An 18,594-nucleotide genomic window follows, 5' to 3' on the forward strand; every position below is an offset into this window, starting at 1 on the left:
CAGAAAAATCCTGATGGCCAAATATTTTCACTCGCTCAATTCTCTTATTTTAAGATTCCTCCGGTAATTCGTACCAAGGCTGTTCTCGATTGAATCAGATTAAAAATAGCATTTACGCGTGCCAGTGCTACATTCTGATAAGTTATTTGAATATCACGGTAATTGAAGGAATTGATACTACCCGATTCAAATTTATCCTTTGAAATAGTGAGGTTAAGCTCTGCTGCAGCCAGATTCTCTTCGGCAAGATCATACAGCTCTCTTCGCACCTCGTACAACTCAAATTGCTGAGCCAATATATTGGTTAAGGTATGTTTTACATCTTCAGTTTCTACCTGTCCAATCTCTTCCTGAATTTTCGCGATTTGCATGGCTCTTCGGTTCGAATTTCCATTAAAAATCAAGAAACTCAAACTCACATTGGCATAAAAGTTATGCGAATCAGTAGTTGAAGATGGCAAACCATCAAGTTTCAAACGAGTCGAATTTTCCTGCACACCAGCACCTAATGAAACTTGAGGATAAAAATTACTACGTGCCATATCAACATCTCGTTTCAACAACATTTCCTGAATGTATCTGTTTTTAAGCGTATTGTTATCAGAAAGCATTTTATCCATCAATGTTCCCATCTGGAATTCTTCGCTTACCGGTAAAAACTCATCCGCAAAAGTATAAGTTTCACTTTCTTTAACCCCCAACAGAAAATTCAAATCCCGAACCGCATTGTTGAAATTTACTTTCTGAATCAGAAAAGAAGAACGATCCTGCAACCACGCATTTTGAGCCTGTAAAACATCAAAAGTAACCGAACTGCCCAGCTCTTTTCCAACTTTTACTTTCTCGTATCTATCGGAAGATAACTGCATGATTTTTTGATTCACCTCCATGCGCTCTTTCTCCAGCAATACCTTGTAGTAGGAAAGAATGATTAGTTCAATTTTGTTTTCGACAGCAATTACAGTGTTTCCTTTTGATAATTGCGCCAGATCATCGAACTTATCTTTTCGGATCTGCACGGCAAAACCATCAAATAAGGTCCAGTTTACATCCAATGAAGGAATCAAACTATTTCGACTAAAATCCTGCGTCTCATTGTAATCGATTATATTTCGAGAGGCAAGATTAAATGCCACACTCGGATACCTACCGGCATTTCCCCATGAATTATTCAAGTCAGAAACCTCTTCTGATTTTCTGAAGATTTTTAATTGGTAATTGTTCTCCAATCCCACCTCAATGGCTTTGGACAAACTTAATTCTTCCTGTGCCTGCCCAAATTGACAGCACAAGATGAAGACTATGAATAATGATACTTTTCTGATCATTTGTTTTGCTCTTTATTTGATTCCCGATCCCTGACAAAAGTTAGGGGTGATTACTACAGAAAAATTGATGTTTTTAATCCAAACTTACTTTTGATTCCTTAACCTTAGGCTCAACATCGCGAGCCAAAATTTCTTCACCTTCCCAGATGCTCTTCGATATTCGTCTTATATCATTCAAGATTAAAATTAATACAGGGAAGAATAAGAGAAGAAACAAGGTTCCAACCAATACACCGTATGCCAAGGCAATAGCCATCGGAATTAGGAATTGAGCTTGAAAGGAATTTTCTAAAATCAATGGATACAAACCTACAGAGGTTGTTATTGTTGTTAAAATAATGGCTCTAAATCTTGCTTTCCCTGCTGCCTTCACCGCAGGTTCAGGTTCCATTCCCTCTTGAATTAATGAATTGTACTTGGACAGAAATACCACAGCATCGTTTATAATTACTCCCGAAAGAGCAACCATTCCCCAAACACTTAACATGGATACCGGAAATCCTTCAAGCCCGTGTCCCCAAGCCGATCCAAGCCAGCCCAATGGAATCATCATCAATACAATTATTCCTTGTGTAAAGCTTCGGAAATGAATCATCACAATAAAAATAATTAACATGAAAGCGATGCTAAAATAGATCTTTAGCTCTGCAATATCTTCGGCTGATCTTTTTGCCTGGCCTTGAAATTCAGGACGAACACTTGGAAATCTGGCTTCCAAATCTGGTAATATTGTAGTCTCGATATACTCCAAAATTGGAGGAACAGGTTCACTTGGATCAATGATTTCCGCATCAACACGAATTTCTCGTGATCCATTGTAACGCTGTATACTAACAGGGCCACGTAAAATCTCGTAATCGATTAATTCAGACAGTGGAAATTCACCTTTTGGCGTACGAATTCTCATGTCTTCCATTTGCCCGATAAAAACACGGTCACTTTTCGGATATCGAACCCAAACCTTAATCTCATCTTTTCCTTCCTGCAAACGTTGAGCTTGTCCTCCGAAAAAGCCTTGACGAATTTGAGATGTGATAGACATTAAATTCATCCCCAGATAAAATGCTTTGGGTTTTAATTTCAATCTTACCTCGCGACTTCCCAAGGGGTTGTTATCGTTAATATTATATAAAGAGGACATTTTTCGTAACTCTCCTTGAAAATAATCATTGGCCTGATTGAGTTCGTCCAAATCATTTCCCAGTAAACTAACCGAAACCGGAGCTCCCCAACGGTTATTGGCTCCAATCGTAAATTTCTCAAGGTCGGAAACATCTCCTAATTTATCTTTTACCCGGCCCGAAATATCGAAACTTGAAACCGGTGCTCCTTCCATATCCCGAAGAGTTACAGATAGATTTCCCGCATGAGGACCAACTTCCTGTCCGCCAAATGCATTCCCCGATGAAAGGCTTGTGTACTTAATAAAATTGGCAGTATCCTGAAATTCTTCCATCAGTTCATCATTCACCTCCCAAACTGCATTTTCAAATTTCTTTAATCTGGCAATTGTGATATCCTTGTTGCTTCCTGGTTTGTAAGCAATGTTCATCGAGAAAGTATCGAAGGCTACATTGGGGAAAAACGTACTTTGAATAAATCCGCCTTTAAACAAACCCATCGTAACTAATAAAAGAGCCACAGGAATAAAAAGAACATACCATCTCCAACGAACTACTCGATCTAAAGTTCCCGCATAAACACGATCCCTAACATATCCTATTCCTTTTTCAATTTTCCCCCTGAAACGGTTAAAAAAATTATCTTTTCTATTTCGCTGTAATACTTTTTCGTTCCCAACATGACTTGGTAATACAAAAAGACTTTCGAAAAGAGACATGCTTAAACATGCCACTACAACAAAGGCCATTTCGTATAAAAACTCCATATTTCCTGTAACAAGCAAAAGTGGCGAGAAAGCGACCATTGTTGTAGTTACCGAAGTCAAAACAGCAGGAACAACTTCCATCGTACCATCAATAGCTGCTCTTCGTGGGCTTTTTCCTTTTTCGAAATGAGAATAAATATTCTCGCCTATCACAATCCCATCATCCACCAGAATACCAATAATTAAGATCATCCCGAAAAGAGAAATCATATTAATAGTAACTCCCATTAGGTTCGCAATAATAAACATCCCCAAAAAGGAAGCAGGTATTCCCCAGGCAACCCAGAGAGATAATCGAAAGCTGAGAAAAAGTGCTAATGAAATAACAACCAATAACAATCCATAACCTCCATTTTTATAGAGTAAGCTTAATCTTGATTGTAAGAGATTAACAAAATCGAAACCTATTTCTAAAGTGGCATCAGTGTATTTTTCATTAAACTCTTTAGCATATTTATTACAGTATTCCGATATTTCTTCCAGATCCTCATCATTCAGCTTGTTCACCATAATGGAGATAGCCGGATTTCTATTGACAAATGTTGCATTTGGTACATCCTGAAACTGAAAATAAATATTCGCTACATCACGAATTTGAATGTAGCTTCCGTCAGGATTGGCTTTCAAAATAATTTCCCCAATTTCCTCGGGATTGACAGAACGGTTGCGTGATCGAATTAAAATCTCCTCAACCTCATTCTTAATTGCGCCTCCCGAAATATCAATATTATTATTGGCTATCGCCATTGATATCTCACTAAAAGTAAGATTGTAACGCCTTAAATCATCCTCTTTTACCTCTACCGATAATTCCAAATTTGGAAAACCGGAAAGAGAAATTTGTGACATAACCTTTGAGCGCATTAAATCGTCATAGATGATATCGGCATATTTTTTCAGACTTATTAAATCGGTATCACCGGTAACCGACAGACGAACTGCTGGTGTTGTAGACCTTCGCTTGGCAATAACCGCTTTTTCGGCTCCAGAAGGAAAACTAGGTATCCCATCAACCGCATTCTTTACATCGGCTAATGTTTCATCCAAGTCATAATCTCCTGTAGTGGTAATTGTCAATCTGGCAAAGCCTTCCGACGAAACAGAATTCATTTCCTTAATTCCAACAATTCCTCTCACAGCATCCTCTATTCGTGAGGTTATGCCTTCTTCAACCTCCTTTGGTGAAGCTCCTGGAAATACCATGGAAACAGTAATTATTTTAGATTCTGTCTCAGGGAAAAATGATTTCTTCATAAATCCTAAGGAGGTAAATCCGGCAATAAGCACCACAGCAATAATCATTTTTCCGTAAAACGGATATCTTACAAATTGTGATATTATATTTCTCATTTTACGCTATTTCTTGATTTGTACCTGCATGTTTTCTGTAGCCTTTACAGGAGGTTCTACAACTAATAATTCACCCTCCTTCAATCCGTTAAAAACCAAAGTATTCTCATTGCGCTTCACAACATTAATTACTTTTTCTTTTAGGATATCTCCTTCAACAACAAATACTTTATTTGAACTAAAAACAGCATTTCTAGGGATTTCCATGACATTAGCAATCATTTTACCGTTAAATCGAGCAGTTAAAAACTGTCCTTGAAACAATTCCTTTTCAGTTGTGTTCTCCAACTTTACAAAAACAGAAATAGATTGTGTTCCCTGATCAACAAAATCAGACTTACGTACTAACTTCCCGGTTAATATTACGTCTCCACGCGAATCTAAAATATCTACCTTCTCGTTCAAATGCAACCAGGAAATTTCATTCGACTCAATAGGAACTTGTAGTTCTAAATTATTTGATTCGATGATACCTGCCAGTTTCGATCCCATGCCTGCAACCGATCCAATTTGCGCATTTACCTCTACATAAGAACCATTGAATGGTGCGTATATTTTTCTTTTGTTCAATTTAACCTCTTCACTCTTAATGGCATAATAGTCGCCTAAAACATTTCTGCTCGCCATAAAAACTTTTTCCTGATCTGACTTAAGCTTTGGCAGTTCCGGAATACTTTCCTCTAAATTAATGGCATTAAAAAATGCCATCCACACGTCAAAATTATCAGCATAGTCTACTTTTATATCTGGCAAATTTTCAGCTAGTTTATTCAAGAAACGACTCTTTTGAGCCCGTAAATCCATTTTTGCATCTTCTTCATAAATACGAATCAACAACTGCCCTTTTTTAAACTTCTGTCCCACCTTTAGGGGAACTCCAGTGTCAACGATACGGCCTGCTACTTCAGAACTTAAATTCACTTCTAAATTAGAAGCCAATCTCCCCTTTTCAACAATAGGAGAAGAAAGATTATCATAATCCACAACTTTCACCTTAACAACAGGCAGCTTAATTTTGTCCAAATTCTTTTTAGGAGCTTTTTTTAAGCTGCTTAAGCCTTCCATGGCTAAAAAACCTACTGCCAATGTTGCTAGAACCAGCAAAACAATAATTACTTTTCTCTTCATCGATATTTTAGTTAGTGGTATTTTATTTTTTAGGGATGATTTTAATACTCAGAAATCGTACTATTCAAATATAATCATCTTTAATAGTTTTATGAACGATAATTATTTTTTAACAAAAAATTCACAATTCCCTGATTCAAAATAATAAGTAAAACACATTTGTATTTTTATGCTTTTTTTCAAAATAGTAGGACTTACAAAAGGCGGTTTCAAAAATAATTCCGACTTTTGTGCACTTAATTTATTTGAACACTAAAATGGAACAAGAGAAATACAGTAAACTTAGATATCAACTAATGGAGTCAAGCACATGGCCTTCATTGTACATGTTTAAATTTATCATTCCCAATTCTGATGAAAAAGTGAATGCTATAAAGAACCTATTTCCGCCAAAGACTAAATTTGCTTTTAAAACTTCAAAAGATCTTAAATTCATTGGAATAACGGTAAAAAAAACAATGGAATCGGCTGATGCTGTAATCGATATCTACATCGGTGCCCAAGACATTGAAGGAATAGTGATTCTTTAATTAAAAGCCTTTTATTAAATCTAAATTAAATATTGACATTGCCAGGATTCAATAAGCCCACACATTCCTGATTAACATTTAGTTAAAAAAACAATTTAAATATTCTACATCTGAAATGAAAAATGAATAAATTGTTCTACTTTCGAATAAATGATTAAAAAACTAATAACTTATTAAATGATAGATGTAATTGATTTTGGATTGACTCGTGATGGAGAAAAAGTACAACTATTCACCCTTCGAAATAAAAACGGACTAACAGCAAAAATCACCAATTACGGTGGAATACTTACATCATTCATTCTTCCATTGCCAAATGAAGAAAGAAATATTGTTTTAGGTTTTGACTCTCTTGAAGAATATACAAGTGATGATTACCTAAGTAACTATCCTTATTTTGGGGCTTTAATCGGTCGTTTTGGAAATCGAATTAACAAAGGTATAGTTACCCTTGATGGGGAAGAAATCCAACTTCCCTGCAATCATGACATGCATCATTTACATGGTGGTAACATTGGATTTGACAGAAAAGTATGGAAAGCCGAAGTCATTAATAATGAAGATTTAAAATTAAGTTACCTGAGTCCTGATGGGGAAGAAAATTTTCCGGGTAATTTGAGTACAGAGGTGATTTATAAACTTACTGATGAAAATGAGTTACAGATTCATTACAAAGCAGTAACTGACAAAACAACTCCAATCAATTTAACTCAGCACTCTTATTTTAACTTATCAAACAATTTTGAAAGTATTCTGAACCACAAACTTCAGGTTGATACGGCATTCATTTTAGAAACCAATGATTTTTTGATTCCTAGTGGTAAAATATATGATATCAGAAAAACTCTTTTCGACTTTCAAACAAAAAAATCGATTGACAGAGATATTGAAGATATCGAGAATTACGATGATTGCTATGCTTTTGGAGAATCGACTGAGACTCCTAGAAAAGTAGCTGAACTTTCCGATAAAGACGATGTTGTAACGATGGAGATTGCGACAACATTACCTGGATTACAGGTTTATACCGGAAAATACATCACTGCAGGAAAATTCGGACCATTCTCAGGAGTTGCTTTGGAAGCTCAAGGATATCCTGATGCTCCAAACCATAAGAACTTTAAACATGGCTGGTTAAAACCTGGTGAAGTCTACCAACATCAAACAAACTACAAACTTATTTTCTAATAAAATATCAAAGGCTGTTTCGATAAGATTCAGCCTTTTTTTCTTGACAAAAAAATCGTGTTTTCAGAAAAGCTTGACTTCAAAAAAATAAACAATCTGTAAGTACAATTTTATTATCTGAAAGAAAAAACTAATATTGCGACTTCAGATTTCAAACTTGTATTTAATAAGCTAATCACAACTATGCTAACTGATATCATCATTGTTCTCGCCATAATGGTTTTAGGAATCGGAATTGGACTTATCATTGGTAACAGAGCCAAGATTATTAAAATTGTAGGTGTTTTAACTTCATTTTCAATTTTCCTGTTGCTTTTCCTTTTAGGCATTGGTGTTGGTACAAATAACAAAATAATAAACAATCTTGATTCTATTGGAATCCAAGCTCTTGTTCTATCATTGGGAGCCATTCTTGGATCACTAATTTGTGCATACCTTACTTACAATCTGTTTTTCAAAAAGAAATAAGACAAAAACTTATAATTATAATCATATGAAACGTCCATGTTAAAGTGATTTTGACACACAGGAGGATGATTATTCCAGCTTGGTAAGTTCCATATGGCAAATCAAAAACAAATTATAATCATATGAAAGGTAGCTTAATCATACTCAGTTTTTTTGTTTTAGGATTAATTCTCGGACTAACCCGCTTTCTTCCAGAAAGCCTTTTGGAATCAGATTTCAGTATTTATGCTCTTTATCTTCTCATGCTTTTAGTCGGAATTGGAATTGGTACCGATCGCAACTCATGGAAAGTGATTCGTGAGATTAATATTAAAATTGTATTGGTTCCCATTTCGGTTATTGTGGGTTCTTTGCTTGGCGTTTCTGCATTTTCCGCTCTCCTTTCTAATATTAGTATTGGGGAAGCTATGGCAGTAGGTGCCGGTTTTGGCTACTACAGTTTATCGAGCGTAATGATAACAGAATTTCATAGCGATACGCTTGGCGTTATTGCCCTGCTTTCGAATATTATCAGAGAAATTTTAACGCTGTTAGCGACGCCTTTATTTGTTAAATACTTTGGCAAATTGGCAGGAATTGCTTCAGGCGGTGCAACAGCAATGGATACTACACTACCTATCATTGTGCGATATTCTGGAAAAGAGTATGCCATTATCTCTGTATTTAGTGGTATTGTACTAACCATTCTTGTTCCTGTAATTGTGCCGTTAATTCTTCAATTCTTATAATTGATTCATAAATGAGATCAAGGCATTGACTGCTTTCAGTTTAAACTCATTTTAAAGAAGATATAGAGAATAACTTATCTATTTTTTTTACATTTACCTCAAACTAACAAAGCAAATAGTATGTTATACTATAACAAATTCATTCTTCTATATAATTGCTCCTACAAAGGTTTGTACGAGTGTTGGATTTGTTAAATCTATACAGCTCCCCCTTTTACAACTTATTTTGTTCACCCTATTTTTAAAAGATTATATTCTTTTTGGAATTCTTGTATTCCAATAGATGTAATTTAAGAGTTTACCAGCTGAACAAATTAGCCACATTCGTTTTGTGATTATTAATTCGTGCGTAAGTTGACTTACTACGCCACAACCATCAACAAACCCAAAACTACTTAAGATGTTCTCAAAAGAAACTTACATTAACAGACGAAATAAGCTTAAAGCTGAAGTTAAATCAGGAATTCTCCTTTTTCTTGGCAACGATGAATGTGGAATGAATTATGCCGACAATACCTATCAGTATCGTCAGGATAGTACTTTTCTATATTTCTTTGGTTCGGATTATGCCGGATTGAATGCGATTATCGATATCGATGAAAATCGTGAAATCATTTTCGGCGATGAATTAACAATCGACCATATTGTTTGGATGGGTTCGCAGCCAACAATAAAGGAAAAGAGCCAAGCCGTTGGTATTAGTGAAACAGCGCCAATGTCCGATCTAAAACCCTACCTTGATAAAGCAGCAGTAAAAGCCAGAACTATACATCACCTGCCTCCTTATCGACCAGAACATCAAATTAAACTACTCGATTTAATACAAATACATCCAAATCTTGCATCTAAAAATGCGTCAATACCATTTATTCAGGCCGTTGTAAATCAAAGAAACTACAAGTCTGATGAAGAAATTATTCAAATAGAAGAAGCTGTAAACATCACCGGAGAAATGCATCTTGCAGCCATGCGAATGGCTTGCCCGGGAATGAAGGAATATGAAATTGCGGCTAAAGTTCAGGAAATAGCAATTAGCATGGGAGGACAAGCATCTTTCCCAACAATTGCCACCATAAACGGACAAACTCTTCATAATCACTACCATGGAAACACATTAAAAAGTGGTGATATGCTTTTACTTGATTGTGGTGCAGAAAATGGAATGCATTATGCAGGAGACATGTCGAGTACTTTCCCTGTAGATAAAACGTTTACAACCCGTCAAAAAGAAATTTACCAGATCGCTTTAAATGCTCACAATGCAGCCATTGCAAAATTACAACCTGGAGTTAGCTTCAAAGATGTTCATCTTACCGCTTGCCGCACTATTGCAGAAGGAATGAAACAAATGGGTTTCATGAAAGGAAACCTTGACGATGCAATCCAACAAGGTGCTCATGCGCTATTTTTCCAATGTGGAACCGGCCATATGATGGGAATGGATGTTCACGACATGGAAAACTTAGGAGAAGTTTGCGTTGGCTACGATGGCAAAGTAAAAAGCACTCAATTTGGATTAAAATCCTTGCGCTTGGGCAGAGAACTTGAACCCGGATTTGTGCTAACAATTGAACCGGGAATCTATTTTATTCCTGAATTAATAGACCTATGGAAAGCGGAAAAACGTTTCGAGGAATTTATCAATTACGATAAAGTAGAACAGTACAAAGATTTTGGTGGTTGCCGAAACGAAGAAGATTTCTTGATTACTGCTGATGGTGCTCGCTTGTTGGGAAAACCAATTCCTAAAAGCATCGCTGATGTAGAAAAAGAAAGAAACTAAAGCTATTTTACAAACATTATCAGTTACACTCCACATGTTTTCTAAAATAACTAATCAATGAACCTTAAACAAATCACATTCCTTCTGATTGGATTTATTATAGTTAGCAGCATCTCTTGCGAACAAACAAAACCAAAAGATCTGCTGAACCAACTTGAGGAAATCCCAGGTGTAAGTGTGAAAAAAATTGCCGGAGACACCATATTTTTGGAGTACTATGAACTTTATTTTACTCAGGATCTTGATCATCTAAATCCCAAAGCGGGAACATTTCAACAACGAGTCTTATTGGGGCATCAGTCTTTCGATCAGCCTATGGTTGTGGAACTGGAAGGTTATAAAATTTGGTCTGATAAAGCTGGAGAATTGAGCAAATTACTGAATGCAAATCAATTGACCATTGAGCATCGTTACTTTAAAAATTCAATGCCTGACAGTTTGGATTGGCAATACCTAAACATCCAACAAGCTGCTACCGACCAGCATGTTATCATTCAAGCTTTGCAAAAAATATATCCTGGGAAATGGATATCGACCGGAATCAGTAAAGGCGGACAAACAACCATTTTTCACAGATATTTTTATCCTGATGATGTTGATGTTAGTGTTCCTTATGTTGCTCCACTAAATCTGGCTCGTGAAGACAAAAGAATCCACGAACACCTTGCCACTGTTGGCAGTAAAGAAACCAGAGGTCAGATTTATCAATTTCAATTGGCTTGCTTCAAAAACAAAACAAAATTACTTCCTCTTGCTGATGCATACGCAAAAGAGAAGAACTATTCTTTCTCGATGGGCTTAGAAAGAGCACTTGATTTAAGTATTCTGGAATATCCATTTGCCCATTGGCAATGGGGTGGAATTGACAGCATTCCCGATAATAATGCCAATTCTCAAGAGCTTTCCGAGCATTTGTTTAAAGTATCAAGTATCGATTTTTTTGATGTAAGCAGCATCAAACGACTTCTGCCATTTTATCATCAGGCACTAAGCGAGATTGGAATGTATAGCTATGAGGTAGCTCCTTTCAAACAATACTTGAATGATGAGAAGGATATCACTTTCGATTTTACTTTCCCTAATGAACCCATCCGGAAATTTGATGCCTCATCCATGATTAAAATTAACAAATGGCTGCAAACAGATGCGGAAAAAATATTGTTCATTTATGGCGAGAACGATACATGGTCGGCAACAGCTGTTGATCTGAAAGGAAATGAAAAATGCAAAAAGTTTGTGAATCCTAAAGGTTCTCACAAAACAAGAATCAATAGCTTCCCTCTCGAAATGAAGAAAGAAATTGTAAGCACTTTGGAGGAATGGTTGAATGTACAGCTATCAGTTAACAATGAACAGTAATCATTACTGTAGATAATATATTAGAAGTACCCAACGAATCAAATACTGAGAATAATCGAAATTAAATCCGCTCCAATATTCCCTATCGAGAAGAGAATTTGGAACAAGACATAAGAATTAAAAAAACGGATGCCCAATACTGAGCATCCGTTTTGCTTTATCAACTTGCAATGAAATTACATCGCCTTTTTCATTGGAGACATTACCACTTCAATTTTTGCAGGTGTTGCAAAATATTTCTTGGCAAATTTCTCTATTTTCTCTTTCGTAATCGAATTGATCATTTTTTCGTAATCCTCAGTACTCATCATGTCCTCTTCGTACACATAATAACGATTGATAGCATTTAACCAATAGCCATTTTTACGAAGATTTTCCTGACGTACCTTAATGAAGTTTTCCTTCGTTTCGTGTAAGTCATCCTCATTAACACCTTCGTTAAAAAGAGTCTGAATCTCGTTATAAACAATACCTTTTAATTTTTCAGCTTTCGCAGGATCGGTATCAAAACGAATCAGTAAATTGTATTCTTCACGTGGAAATTTATCTACTCCTGCACGAACACCTACGCCATAAGATCCCCCCTCTTTTTCACGAATCACCTCAAGATATCTCTTATCTAAAAGTTTGGCAACTACATCCATCATCACTGAATTCTCTCTGGAATATTCAATATCTCCGTGAAAATCAATATTGATCGTTGTCTTTGGAGTTTCCATCTCTCTCTCAAAATGGTTATAAGTATCTTTTTCAGGATAGTCAACACCATTGTCTTTCCAATTATCCTCACGGTCGATATCCTTAATGCTTCCCAAATAAGCTTCAATCATTGGTTTTGCCTGCTCTGCATCTATGTTTCCTACAAAAACAAATGTAAAATCACTTGCATCAACAAATCGCTCCTGATAAATGCGTTTCATGGTTTCAAAATCCAATTTATCAATCATATCTGTGTCAAACAAAATTGTTCTTGGATCATGATTGGTAGATGTCATTGATACGGAATCACTAAACGCTTTATTCACATCAGCCCCCATATTGGCAACATAGGCCATATATCGTCCTTTCAGTGCGCTAAAAGCTTCCTGATCGAATCGTGGCTGCTCAAAATACATGTGCACCAATTGCAATAAGGTCTCAAAATCCTTTACGGATGAATTCCCGTTAAGTCCTTCAGATAATTCACCTACATATGGTGATACCTTAACCTCTTTACCAATCAATAATTTCTGAAGACTTACCTGATCAAATTTCCCCAATCCAAAATTAGAAACAAAGCCACCAAGCATTTCTGCAGAAGGTAAATCTTTAACCTCATATAATGAATTTCCACCTTTACTAAAAGCCTTTAAATTAATTTCATTCTCCTTGAAATCTGTTTTTTTCACAACTACAGTTGCTCCATTAGCAAGTGTCCATTCTGTAGCATCTAAACTCTTCAAGTTCGATTCTTTTACAACTTTCCCAACCTTAGGTTGTTCTGAAAGTAAAGGTTCGTTTATAACCTTATCCTCATAAGGTGTTAGTTCCATCAGCTTCACTTTAGCAACCACTGCAAGTAGTTGTTCTTTGCTTGGCAATTCTAATCCTTCCTTTTCAGGAGCCGATAAGGTGATAACTACATTCTCATCGGTGATCCATTCTTTTGAAATTGCATTTACTTCCTCTACACTAATACCGGGAAATAATTGTTTCATTGCTTCAAACTCAAACTCAATACCCGGAACCGGCTCATTGGTTAAGTAATTTTGCTGATAGCCACGAACCAATCTATCATTGTTTTGTTTGTTTCTCTCTTGGTAAGCTCTTTCCATTTGGCTCAACATGGCTGTTTTAGCACGTTCCAATTCCGAAGCTACAAGACCATATCTTTTGGCTCTTTCTGTTTCCTGCAAAAGAACTTCAATTCCGCCCAAAATATTCTCCTCTTTAAGAGTAACACCATTTTGAAAAACATCCATTTTTCGGGCTTTGTTGTAGTATGCTGCATAGCCACTTATAAATGGTGCATTTCCTTTTTGGAGTAGTTCGTTATAGCGATCTCCAATTACACTTGAATAAAGATCTTCGATTAAAAGCTTGCGGTAATAGTCAAGATTTTTTTCGGCAAAAGGAGTCGCATTGTGTTTGTAAACAATTTCAAAACCAATGCTACTGGCTTCAGGATCTGTAATTACACCTACAATTGGTTCCTTATTTTTAGGAACATCGAAATACACTCTTTCTTCTGGATTTTCAACAGCTGGAATATGTGCAAACATATCCTTTATTTTCTGCTCAAATTTCTCTGCATCGATATCTCCGACAACAATAATTGCCTGTAAATCGGTACGATACCAATCATGATAAAAATCCCTGATTACCTGATGATCAAAATTATCAATCACATCAAGATCTCCAATAACATCACGTTTTGCATATTTAGAGCCCTGATAGACTAATTTATTTTTTTCTAAATAAATACGCATTCCACCTGAACGACGAGTTCTCCATTCTTCATGAATAACCCCACGTTCGCTGTCAATTTCCTCTCCATCGAGGCTTAAGTAATTCGACCAATCGTGCAGTACTAAAAGGGTCGAATCCAGAAGGTTTTCATTCGTAGTAGGCACATTGCTTAGATTGTAAACCGTTTCGTCAGTGCTGGTGTATGCATTAATATTACGTCCGAATGCTACGCCATATTTTTCTAAATAATTCAGAACGCCTTTTCCTGGAAAATGTTCAGTTCCATTAAAAGCCATGTGCTCCAGGAAATGAGCCAATCCGTTCTGACTATCATTTTCCAATACCGCCCCCACATTCTGAACAATGTAAAAGCTTGCCCGATCTTTTGGCTCTTCATTGTGTCGAACATAGTAGGTAAGACCATTGTCCAGTTTTCCTGTTCTCACATTCGGATCCATAGGAAGTTTAGCATTCGTATTGTTTTGAGCCGACAACATACCTGTTCCTGTTACGGCCAAAACAGTACAAAGACTGATTTTGCTAAATAAATTTTTAATCATTTGTGATTTATTTTAGTGATTTGGTTTCAACTTACACAACATAAGTGCAAGTCTTGCTTAAAGTAAGCAAACAATTACCTACTTAACAAATAGCTTAATGATTTTTAACACTATGTAATTACTGTGCTTACACTTCCATTTTAAAAATAGCATTACATAGAATAATTTACGCGCCAATTAACACATACTCGATTTAACAAATACGATGTATTGGAATTTGGTGGGTTTGAAATTAAGCTTACGCCCTTTCAGGGCTTAAATTATCATCTATCATTACAACGGGCGTTGCCCATTGCTAATGCTTTAGGCCTTTCAGGCCAAACAGAAAATGAACTTTTAGAAAATTACCATAAAAAACTGATCGTCTCAGATATAGGGTGAAAGCCTATGAATAAAACCAAAACAATCAATCAGCCATATAAATGTGTAAACAATATAGCAATCGCTTACTCACCAATTAATATATCCGCGATTTAACAAATACTATATGTTGAAATTTGGTAGATTTAGAAATAATAAATGAATACGTAATATTTTCCCTGAAAGGGATATAGCATCAACATAGGGTGAAACCCTATGCATAAAATCCAAAACAATCAATCAGCCCTGTAAGGGCGTAAGCAATTTTCTATGGCTCAATCACTATCAAAAGTTTATGTACACATCACTTTCAGTACTAAAAACCGTCAAGCTTTAATTGATTCAAAAATTAAAAATTCCTTATTCGAATATATTGGAGGAATTTGCAATGGTTTAGAATGTTTTCCGGTCAGAGTGGGTGGCTATGTTGACCACATCCACATATTATGCCTATTGTCTAAAAAAATAACACAAATTAAATTGCTCGAAGAAGTAAAAAAACAATCTTCAAAGTGGGTTAAATCAAAAGGAAATCAATACAATAATTTTTATTGGCAAGATGGCTATGGAATTTTTTCTGTCAATCCCTCAGAAATTGATTTGGTAGTTGATTATATCGAAAACCAAAATGAGCATCACTCAAAAAAATCATTTCAGGATGAGTTAAGAGGTTTTCTTAAAAAATACAATGTAGAATTTGACGAGAAATATATCTGGAATTAAGCTTACGCCCTTTCAGGGCTTAAATTATCATCTATCATTACAACGGGCGATGCCCAGCTAATGCTTTAGGCCTTTCAGGCCAAACAGAATATGTACTCTTAGAAAATTTCCATTAAGAGTTGTTTGTATCTGAATAAAGTGAAAGCCTATGAATCGTATGCTAAATTATCAACCAGCCAGATAAAGACAAACAAAAAAAAGGAGCACCTTTCGGCACTCCTTTTCCTATTTTAAACAGAATTCTGCTTATTTTTCGTCTTTCTTTTTGGTATCCGAAACCTCATCGAATTCAACTGTTTCTTCATCTGCTACTTTTTTACCCAAGTAGTTTGGCAGTTCCATTCCAGCCATTTTAAATAGCTCTTCCATTGGAGGAATAGATCCCATCATGCCTTGCATAAAGTTAGCGGTAGATGTTTTACCGTCTTTTCCATTGCCATTTTCCCAAACAGTAACTTTATCAATCTTAATGTTCTTGATCGCGTCAACCTGAGTTTTAACCAATTCAGGTAACTTATCAGCAATCATCAACATTACTGCATCTTTGGCATCGCTGCCAGCAGCATGAACAAGCTTCTCGAAACCTTCAGCCTGCTTGCTCAAAATTTCAAAAATACCCTTACCTTCGGCTGCCATTTTCATGTAAATCGCATCAGCCTCCCCTTTCGCATGACGACGGGTTTGTTCAGCAATTGCCTCAGCAGCAATCTCAATTTTTTGCTTGTCAATCTCAGCAGGCACCACGACATTAGCAGTCTGCGTTGCTTTATCACGAGTTGCACGAGCATTTTCAGCCAATTGTTCAGCAGCATAAGCTTCCTCTAAAGCACGAGCCTGAGTTACTTTCTCAGCAGCAGATGCCAAACGTTCCGCTTCTGCTTCTCTCTCTCTTCTACGTGCATCAGAATTAGCAATGGTAATTTTTGCCGTATTCTCTCCTTCAACAGCCGATGCATCTGCCGCCGCTACCTGCACACGTTGTGCCTGATGTGCGTTTGCTTCACCAATAGAACCATCACGGTTTTTCTCAGCTACACTCTTTTTAGCATCATTAATTGCCTTAGCGGCAGCTTCCTTACCCAAAGCCTGAATATATCCCGATTCATCGTTAATATCGGTTACGTTCACATTAATCAGTTTCAGACCGATCTTCTTCAATTCAGCTTCCACATTGGATGATACAGCAGCAAGAAATTTATCACGATTGCTATTGATTTCCTCAATATCCATGGTCGCAACCACCAAACGTAACTGACCAAAAATAATATCCTTAGCCAAATTACTAATATCTGACTGAGACAATCCTAACAAACGTTCCGCAGCATTGGTCATCACACCACCTTCTGTTGAAACACCAACGGTAAATCTAGAAGGCACATCCACACGGATATTTTGTTTACTCAAGGCACTTGTCAAATTGATTTCAATCGAAAGTGGAGTTAGATCCAAAAAAGCATAATCCTGAATGATTGGCCAAATAAAGGCTGCTCCACCATGAATACACTTGGCTGAGCGGGATTCTGCATCGAGCCCTTTACCAACCTTACCATACACAACCAAAATGCGATCGGATGGACATCTTTTATATCTCTTAAAAAACGATACAATTAAAGCAAAGACTGCAATTACAACTACCGCAATTAACAGAACAACATATTCTCCCATAATAATTTATTATTAAAAGTTTATTTAAAAAGGTTTTACAATTAAAATTTGATCATTTAGAACATCTACAACCTGAATAACCGAACCTGTAGCAATGTCTGAATCACTATCAGTAACCGCATCCAAAGTTTGAACTCCCTGTACTTCAATTTGTACTTTTCCCATACCTTTTCTATTGGCAGGTATCGATAAATATACATTGCCAACTTTTCCTTTGGCATTATTAAGATCTAAGGTTCCTTCTTCGACCAATTTGCCCATAAAATACAAAATAGAAGCCATTATTGTCATCATAAGCAAACCAGCAAGAGTGGCGATTAATGTAGAAACACCAGCACCGAAACCCATGTCCAAACAAATAATACCTGTCCAACCAAACACTGCAAAAAAGGCAATTAGGTTTTTTAAGCTTATAAACTGAAAGTCAATTCCGGTATCTCCTTCCACAGCAGCATCGGCATCACCTTCAGCACTCATGTCATCAATATCACCACCAATGAATGTAAGTACGATCTGAATTATAAACAAAAGAGAAAATGGAATTGAAATGCTCCAGTAAATTTTTTCCACCATTTCCATTGAACCCCACCAATCTGAAATTTGTAGTATCATAATTATTGTTTTTTATTTAAGGATGAAAATAATAATAAATATCGACCTATTTTCAATTATGCTCAATGGAATTATTCTTTTTAGTTATATCCAAAATTTCACATGTTTATGAGTCATTTTTAACCGATAAAAAATCACGTCTATTAAAACAGTCTTAAACGCTACCCTTATTACTAAATCAAAGGCAATTGACTTGACTCATCCCTCAATTTACTATTTTCTTCAAAAAGAATAAAATACTAATCATGAAACACTCTAAACACTCCCCTTTGTCCCCTCTCAAGAGGGGAATTTGTCCAGCTTTATTTTGGAAGAAGCAAGGCCCATTTTCAAGGGAGATTCGGGGGGATCTATCCTGTTCGAAAATGTAAAAAACACTCACTTTATCCCCTCTCGAGAGGGGAATTAAAAAAAGGAGTACCAAACGGCACTCCTTTTCTGTGACTATTATAAGGCTTCTTGAATCAAGCTTCATT

The 18,594-nt window shown here is 36.2% G+C and carries 13 protein-coding genes; 7 read left to right on the top strand and 6 right to left on the bottom strand.

Going from position 1 to position 18,594, the window contains the following annotated elements:
- Positions 1-44: 44 nt before the first annotated feature.
- The 3 genes from ALGA_RS03570 to ALGA_RS03580 form a co-directional block, all read right to left on the bottom strand.
- The gene (locus tag ALGA_RS03570) at positions 45-1,328 is read right to left on the bottom strand and encodes a TolC family protein (RefSeq protein ID WP_096428028.1); all 1,284 of its coding nucleotides are present in this window, start codon (positions 1,326-1,328) and stop codon (positions 45-47) included.
- A gap of 73 nt (positions 1,329-1,401) precedes the next feature.
- On the bottom strand, positions 1,402-4,566 hold the full coding sequence (locus ALGA_RS03575) for an efflux RND transporter permease subunit (protein WP_096428029.1): 3,165 nt from the start codon (positions 4,564-4,566) through the stop codon (positions 1,402-1,404).
- Between the two features lie 6 nt (positions 4,567-4,572).
- Entirely contained in the window at positions 4,573-5,694 is a 1,122-nt protein-coding gene (locus ALGA_RS03580) for an efflux RND transporter periplasmic adaptor subunit (RefSeq protein ID WP_096428030.1), read from the bottom strand.
- Positions 5,695-5,951: 257 nt separating this feature from the next.
- Between ALGA_RS03580 and ALGA_RS03585 the strand changes: the two genes are divergently transcribed.
- From ALGA_RS03585 to ALGA_RS03610, 6 genes are all read left to right on the top strand, one after another.
- Positions 5,952-6,224: a hypothetical protein gene (locus ALGA_RS03585; protein WP_096428031.1), complete on the top strand. Its 273-nt coding sequence runs from the start codon at positions 5,952-5,954 to the stop codon at positions 6,222-6,224.
- A gap of 177 nt (positions 6,225-6,401) precedes the next feature.
- Positions 6,402-7,412: an aldose epimerase family protein gene (locus ALGA_RS03590; RefSeq protein ID WP_096428032.1), complete on the top strand. Its 1,011-nt coding sequence runs from the start codon at positions 6,402-6,404 to the stop codon at positions 7,410-7,412.
- 183 nt (positions 7,413-7,595) lie between these two features.
- The gene (locus tag ALGA_RS03595; protein ID WP_197705695.1) at positions 7,596-7,880 is read left to right on the top strand and encodes a LysO family transporter; all 285 of its coding nucleotides are present in this window, start codon (positions 7,596-7,598) and stop codon (positions 7,878-7,880) included.
- Positions 7,881-8,002: 122 nt separating this feature from the next.
- Positions 8,003-8,608, top strand: a complete 606-nt coding sequence (locus ALGA_RS03600) for a lysine exporter LysO family protein (protein ID WP_096428033.1) — start codon at positions 8,003-8,005, stop codon at positions 8,606-8,608.
- A gap of 400 nt (positions 8,609-9,008) precedes the next feature.
- On the top strand, positions 9,009-10,391 hold the full coding sequence (locus tag ALGA_RS03605) for an aminopeptidase P family protein (RefSeq protein WP_096428034.1): 1,383 nt from the start codon (positions 9,009-9,011) through the stop codon (positions 10,389-10,391).
- Positions 10,392-10,448: 57 nt separating this feature from the next.
- Complete coding sequence (locus tag ALGA_RS03610) at positions 10,449-11,750, top strand: S28 family serine protease (protein ID WP_096428035.1); 1,302 nt, start codon at positions 10,449-10,451, stop codon at positions 11,748-11,750.
- 176 nt (positions 11,751-11,926) lie between these two features.
- Here the strand turns inward: ALGA_RS03610 and ALGA_RS03615 are convergent, their stop codons facing one another.
- Positions 11,927-14,758 carry a M16 family metallopeptidase gene (locus ALGA_RS03615; protein ID WP_096428036.1) on the bottom strand — a complete coding sequence of 944 codons (2,832 nt, stop codon included), beginning with the start codon at positions 14,756-14,758 and terminating at the stop codon, positions 11,927-11,929.
- Between the two features lie 630 nt (positions 14,759-15,388).
- On the opposite strand from ALGA_RS03615, the gene tnpA reads away from it, so the two are divergent.
- Entirely contained in the window at positions 15,389-15,841 is a 453-nt protein-coding gene (gene tnpA / locus ALGA_RS03620) for an IS200/IS605 family transposase (RefSeq protein WP_096428037.1), read from the top strand.
- A 246-nt stretch (positions 15,842-16,087) separates the two neighbouring features.
- On the opposite strand, the gene ALGA_RS03625 is transcribed toward tnpA, so the two are convergent.
- Together ALGA_RS03625 and ALGA_RS03630 are read right to left on the bottom strand one after the other, a co-directional pair.
- On the bottom strand, positions 16,088-17,506 hold the full coding sequence (locus tag ALGA_RS03625; RefSeq protein WP_096428038.1) for a flotillin family protein: 1,419 nt from the start codon (positions 17,504-17,506) through the stop codon (positions 16,088-16,090).
- A gap of 24 nt (positions 17,507-17,530) precedes the next feature.
- Positions 17,531-18,118, bottom strand: coding sequence for a hypothetical protein (locus tag ALGA_RS03630; protein ID WP_197705696.1), 588 nt, complete (start codon positions 18,116-18,118; stop codon positions 17,531-17,533).
- Positions 18,119-18,594: the final 476 nt, after the last annotated feature.

Origin of the sequence: Labilibaculum antarcticum, assembly GCF_002356295.1 — a bacterium.
Taxonomy (GTDB): Bacteria; Bacteroidota; Bacteroidia; order Bacteroidales; family Marinifilaceae; genus Labilibaculum; species Labilibaculum antarcticum.

Coding starts and splice junctions, on each gene's coding strand:
- ALGA_RS03595 (WP_197705695.1), top strand. CDS start 7,596: ATGCTAACTGATATCATCATTGTTCTCGCCATAATGGTTTTAGGAATC.
- ALGA_RS03615 (WP_096428036.1), bottom strand. CDS start 14,758: ATGATTAAAAATTTATTTAGCAAAATCAGTCTTTGTACTGTTTTGGCC.
- ALGA_RS03605 (WP_096428034.1), top strand. CDS start 9,009: ATGTTCTCAAAAGAAACTTACATTAACAGACGAAATAAGCTTAAAGCT.
- ALGA_RS03590 (WP_096428032.1), top strand. CDS start 6,402: ATGATAGATGTAATTGATTTTGGATTGACTCGTGATGGAGAAAAAGTA.
- ALGA_RS03580 (WP_096428030.1), bottom strand. CDS start 5,694: ATGAAGAGAAAAGTAATTATTGTTTTGCTGGTTCTAGCAACATTGGCA.
- ALGA_RS03600 (WP_096428033.1), top strand. CDS start 8,003: ATGAAAGGTAGCTTAATCATACTCAGTTTTTTTGTTTTAGGATTAATT.
- tnpA (WP_096428037.1), top strand. CDS start 15,389: ATGGCTCAATCACTATCAAAAGTTTATGTACACATCACTTTCAGTACT.
- ALGA_RS03585 (WP_096428031.1), top strand. CDS start 5,952: ATGGAACAAGAGAAATACAGTAAACTTAGATATCAACTAATGGAGTCA.
- ALGA_RS03630 (WP_197705696.1), bottom strand. CDS start 18,118: ATGATACTACAAATTTCAGATTGGTGGGGTTCAATGGAAATGGTGGAA.
- ALGA_RS03575 (WP_096428029.1), bottom strand. CDS start 4,566: ATGAGAAATATAATATCACAATTTGTAAGATATCCGTTTTACGGAAAA.
- ALGA_RS03625 (WP_096428038.1), bottom strand. CDS start 17,506: ATGGGAGAATATGTTGTTCTGTTAATTGCGGTAGTTGTAATTGCAGTC.
- ALGA_RS03570 (WP_096428028.1), bottom strand. CDS start 1,328: ATGATCAGAAAAGTATCATTATTCATAGTCTTCATCTTGTGCTGTCAA.
- ALGA_RS03610 (WP_096428035.1), top strand. CDS start 10,449: ATGAACCTTAAACAAATCACATTCCTTCTGATTGGATTTATTATAGTT.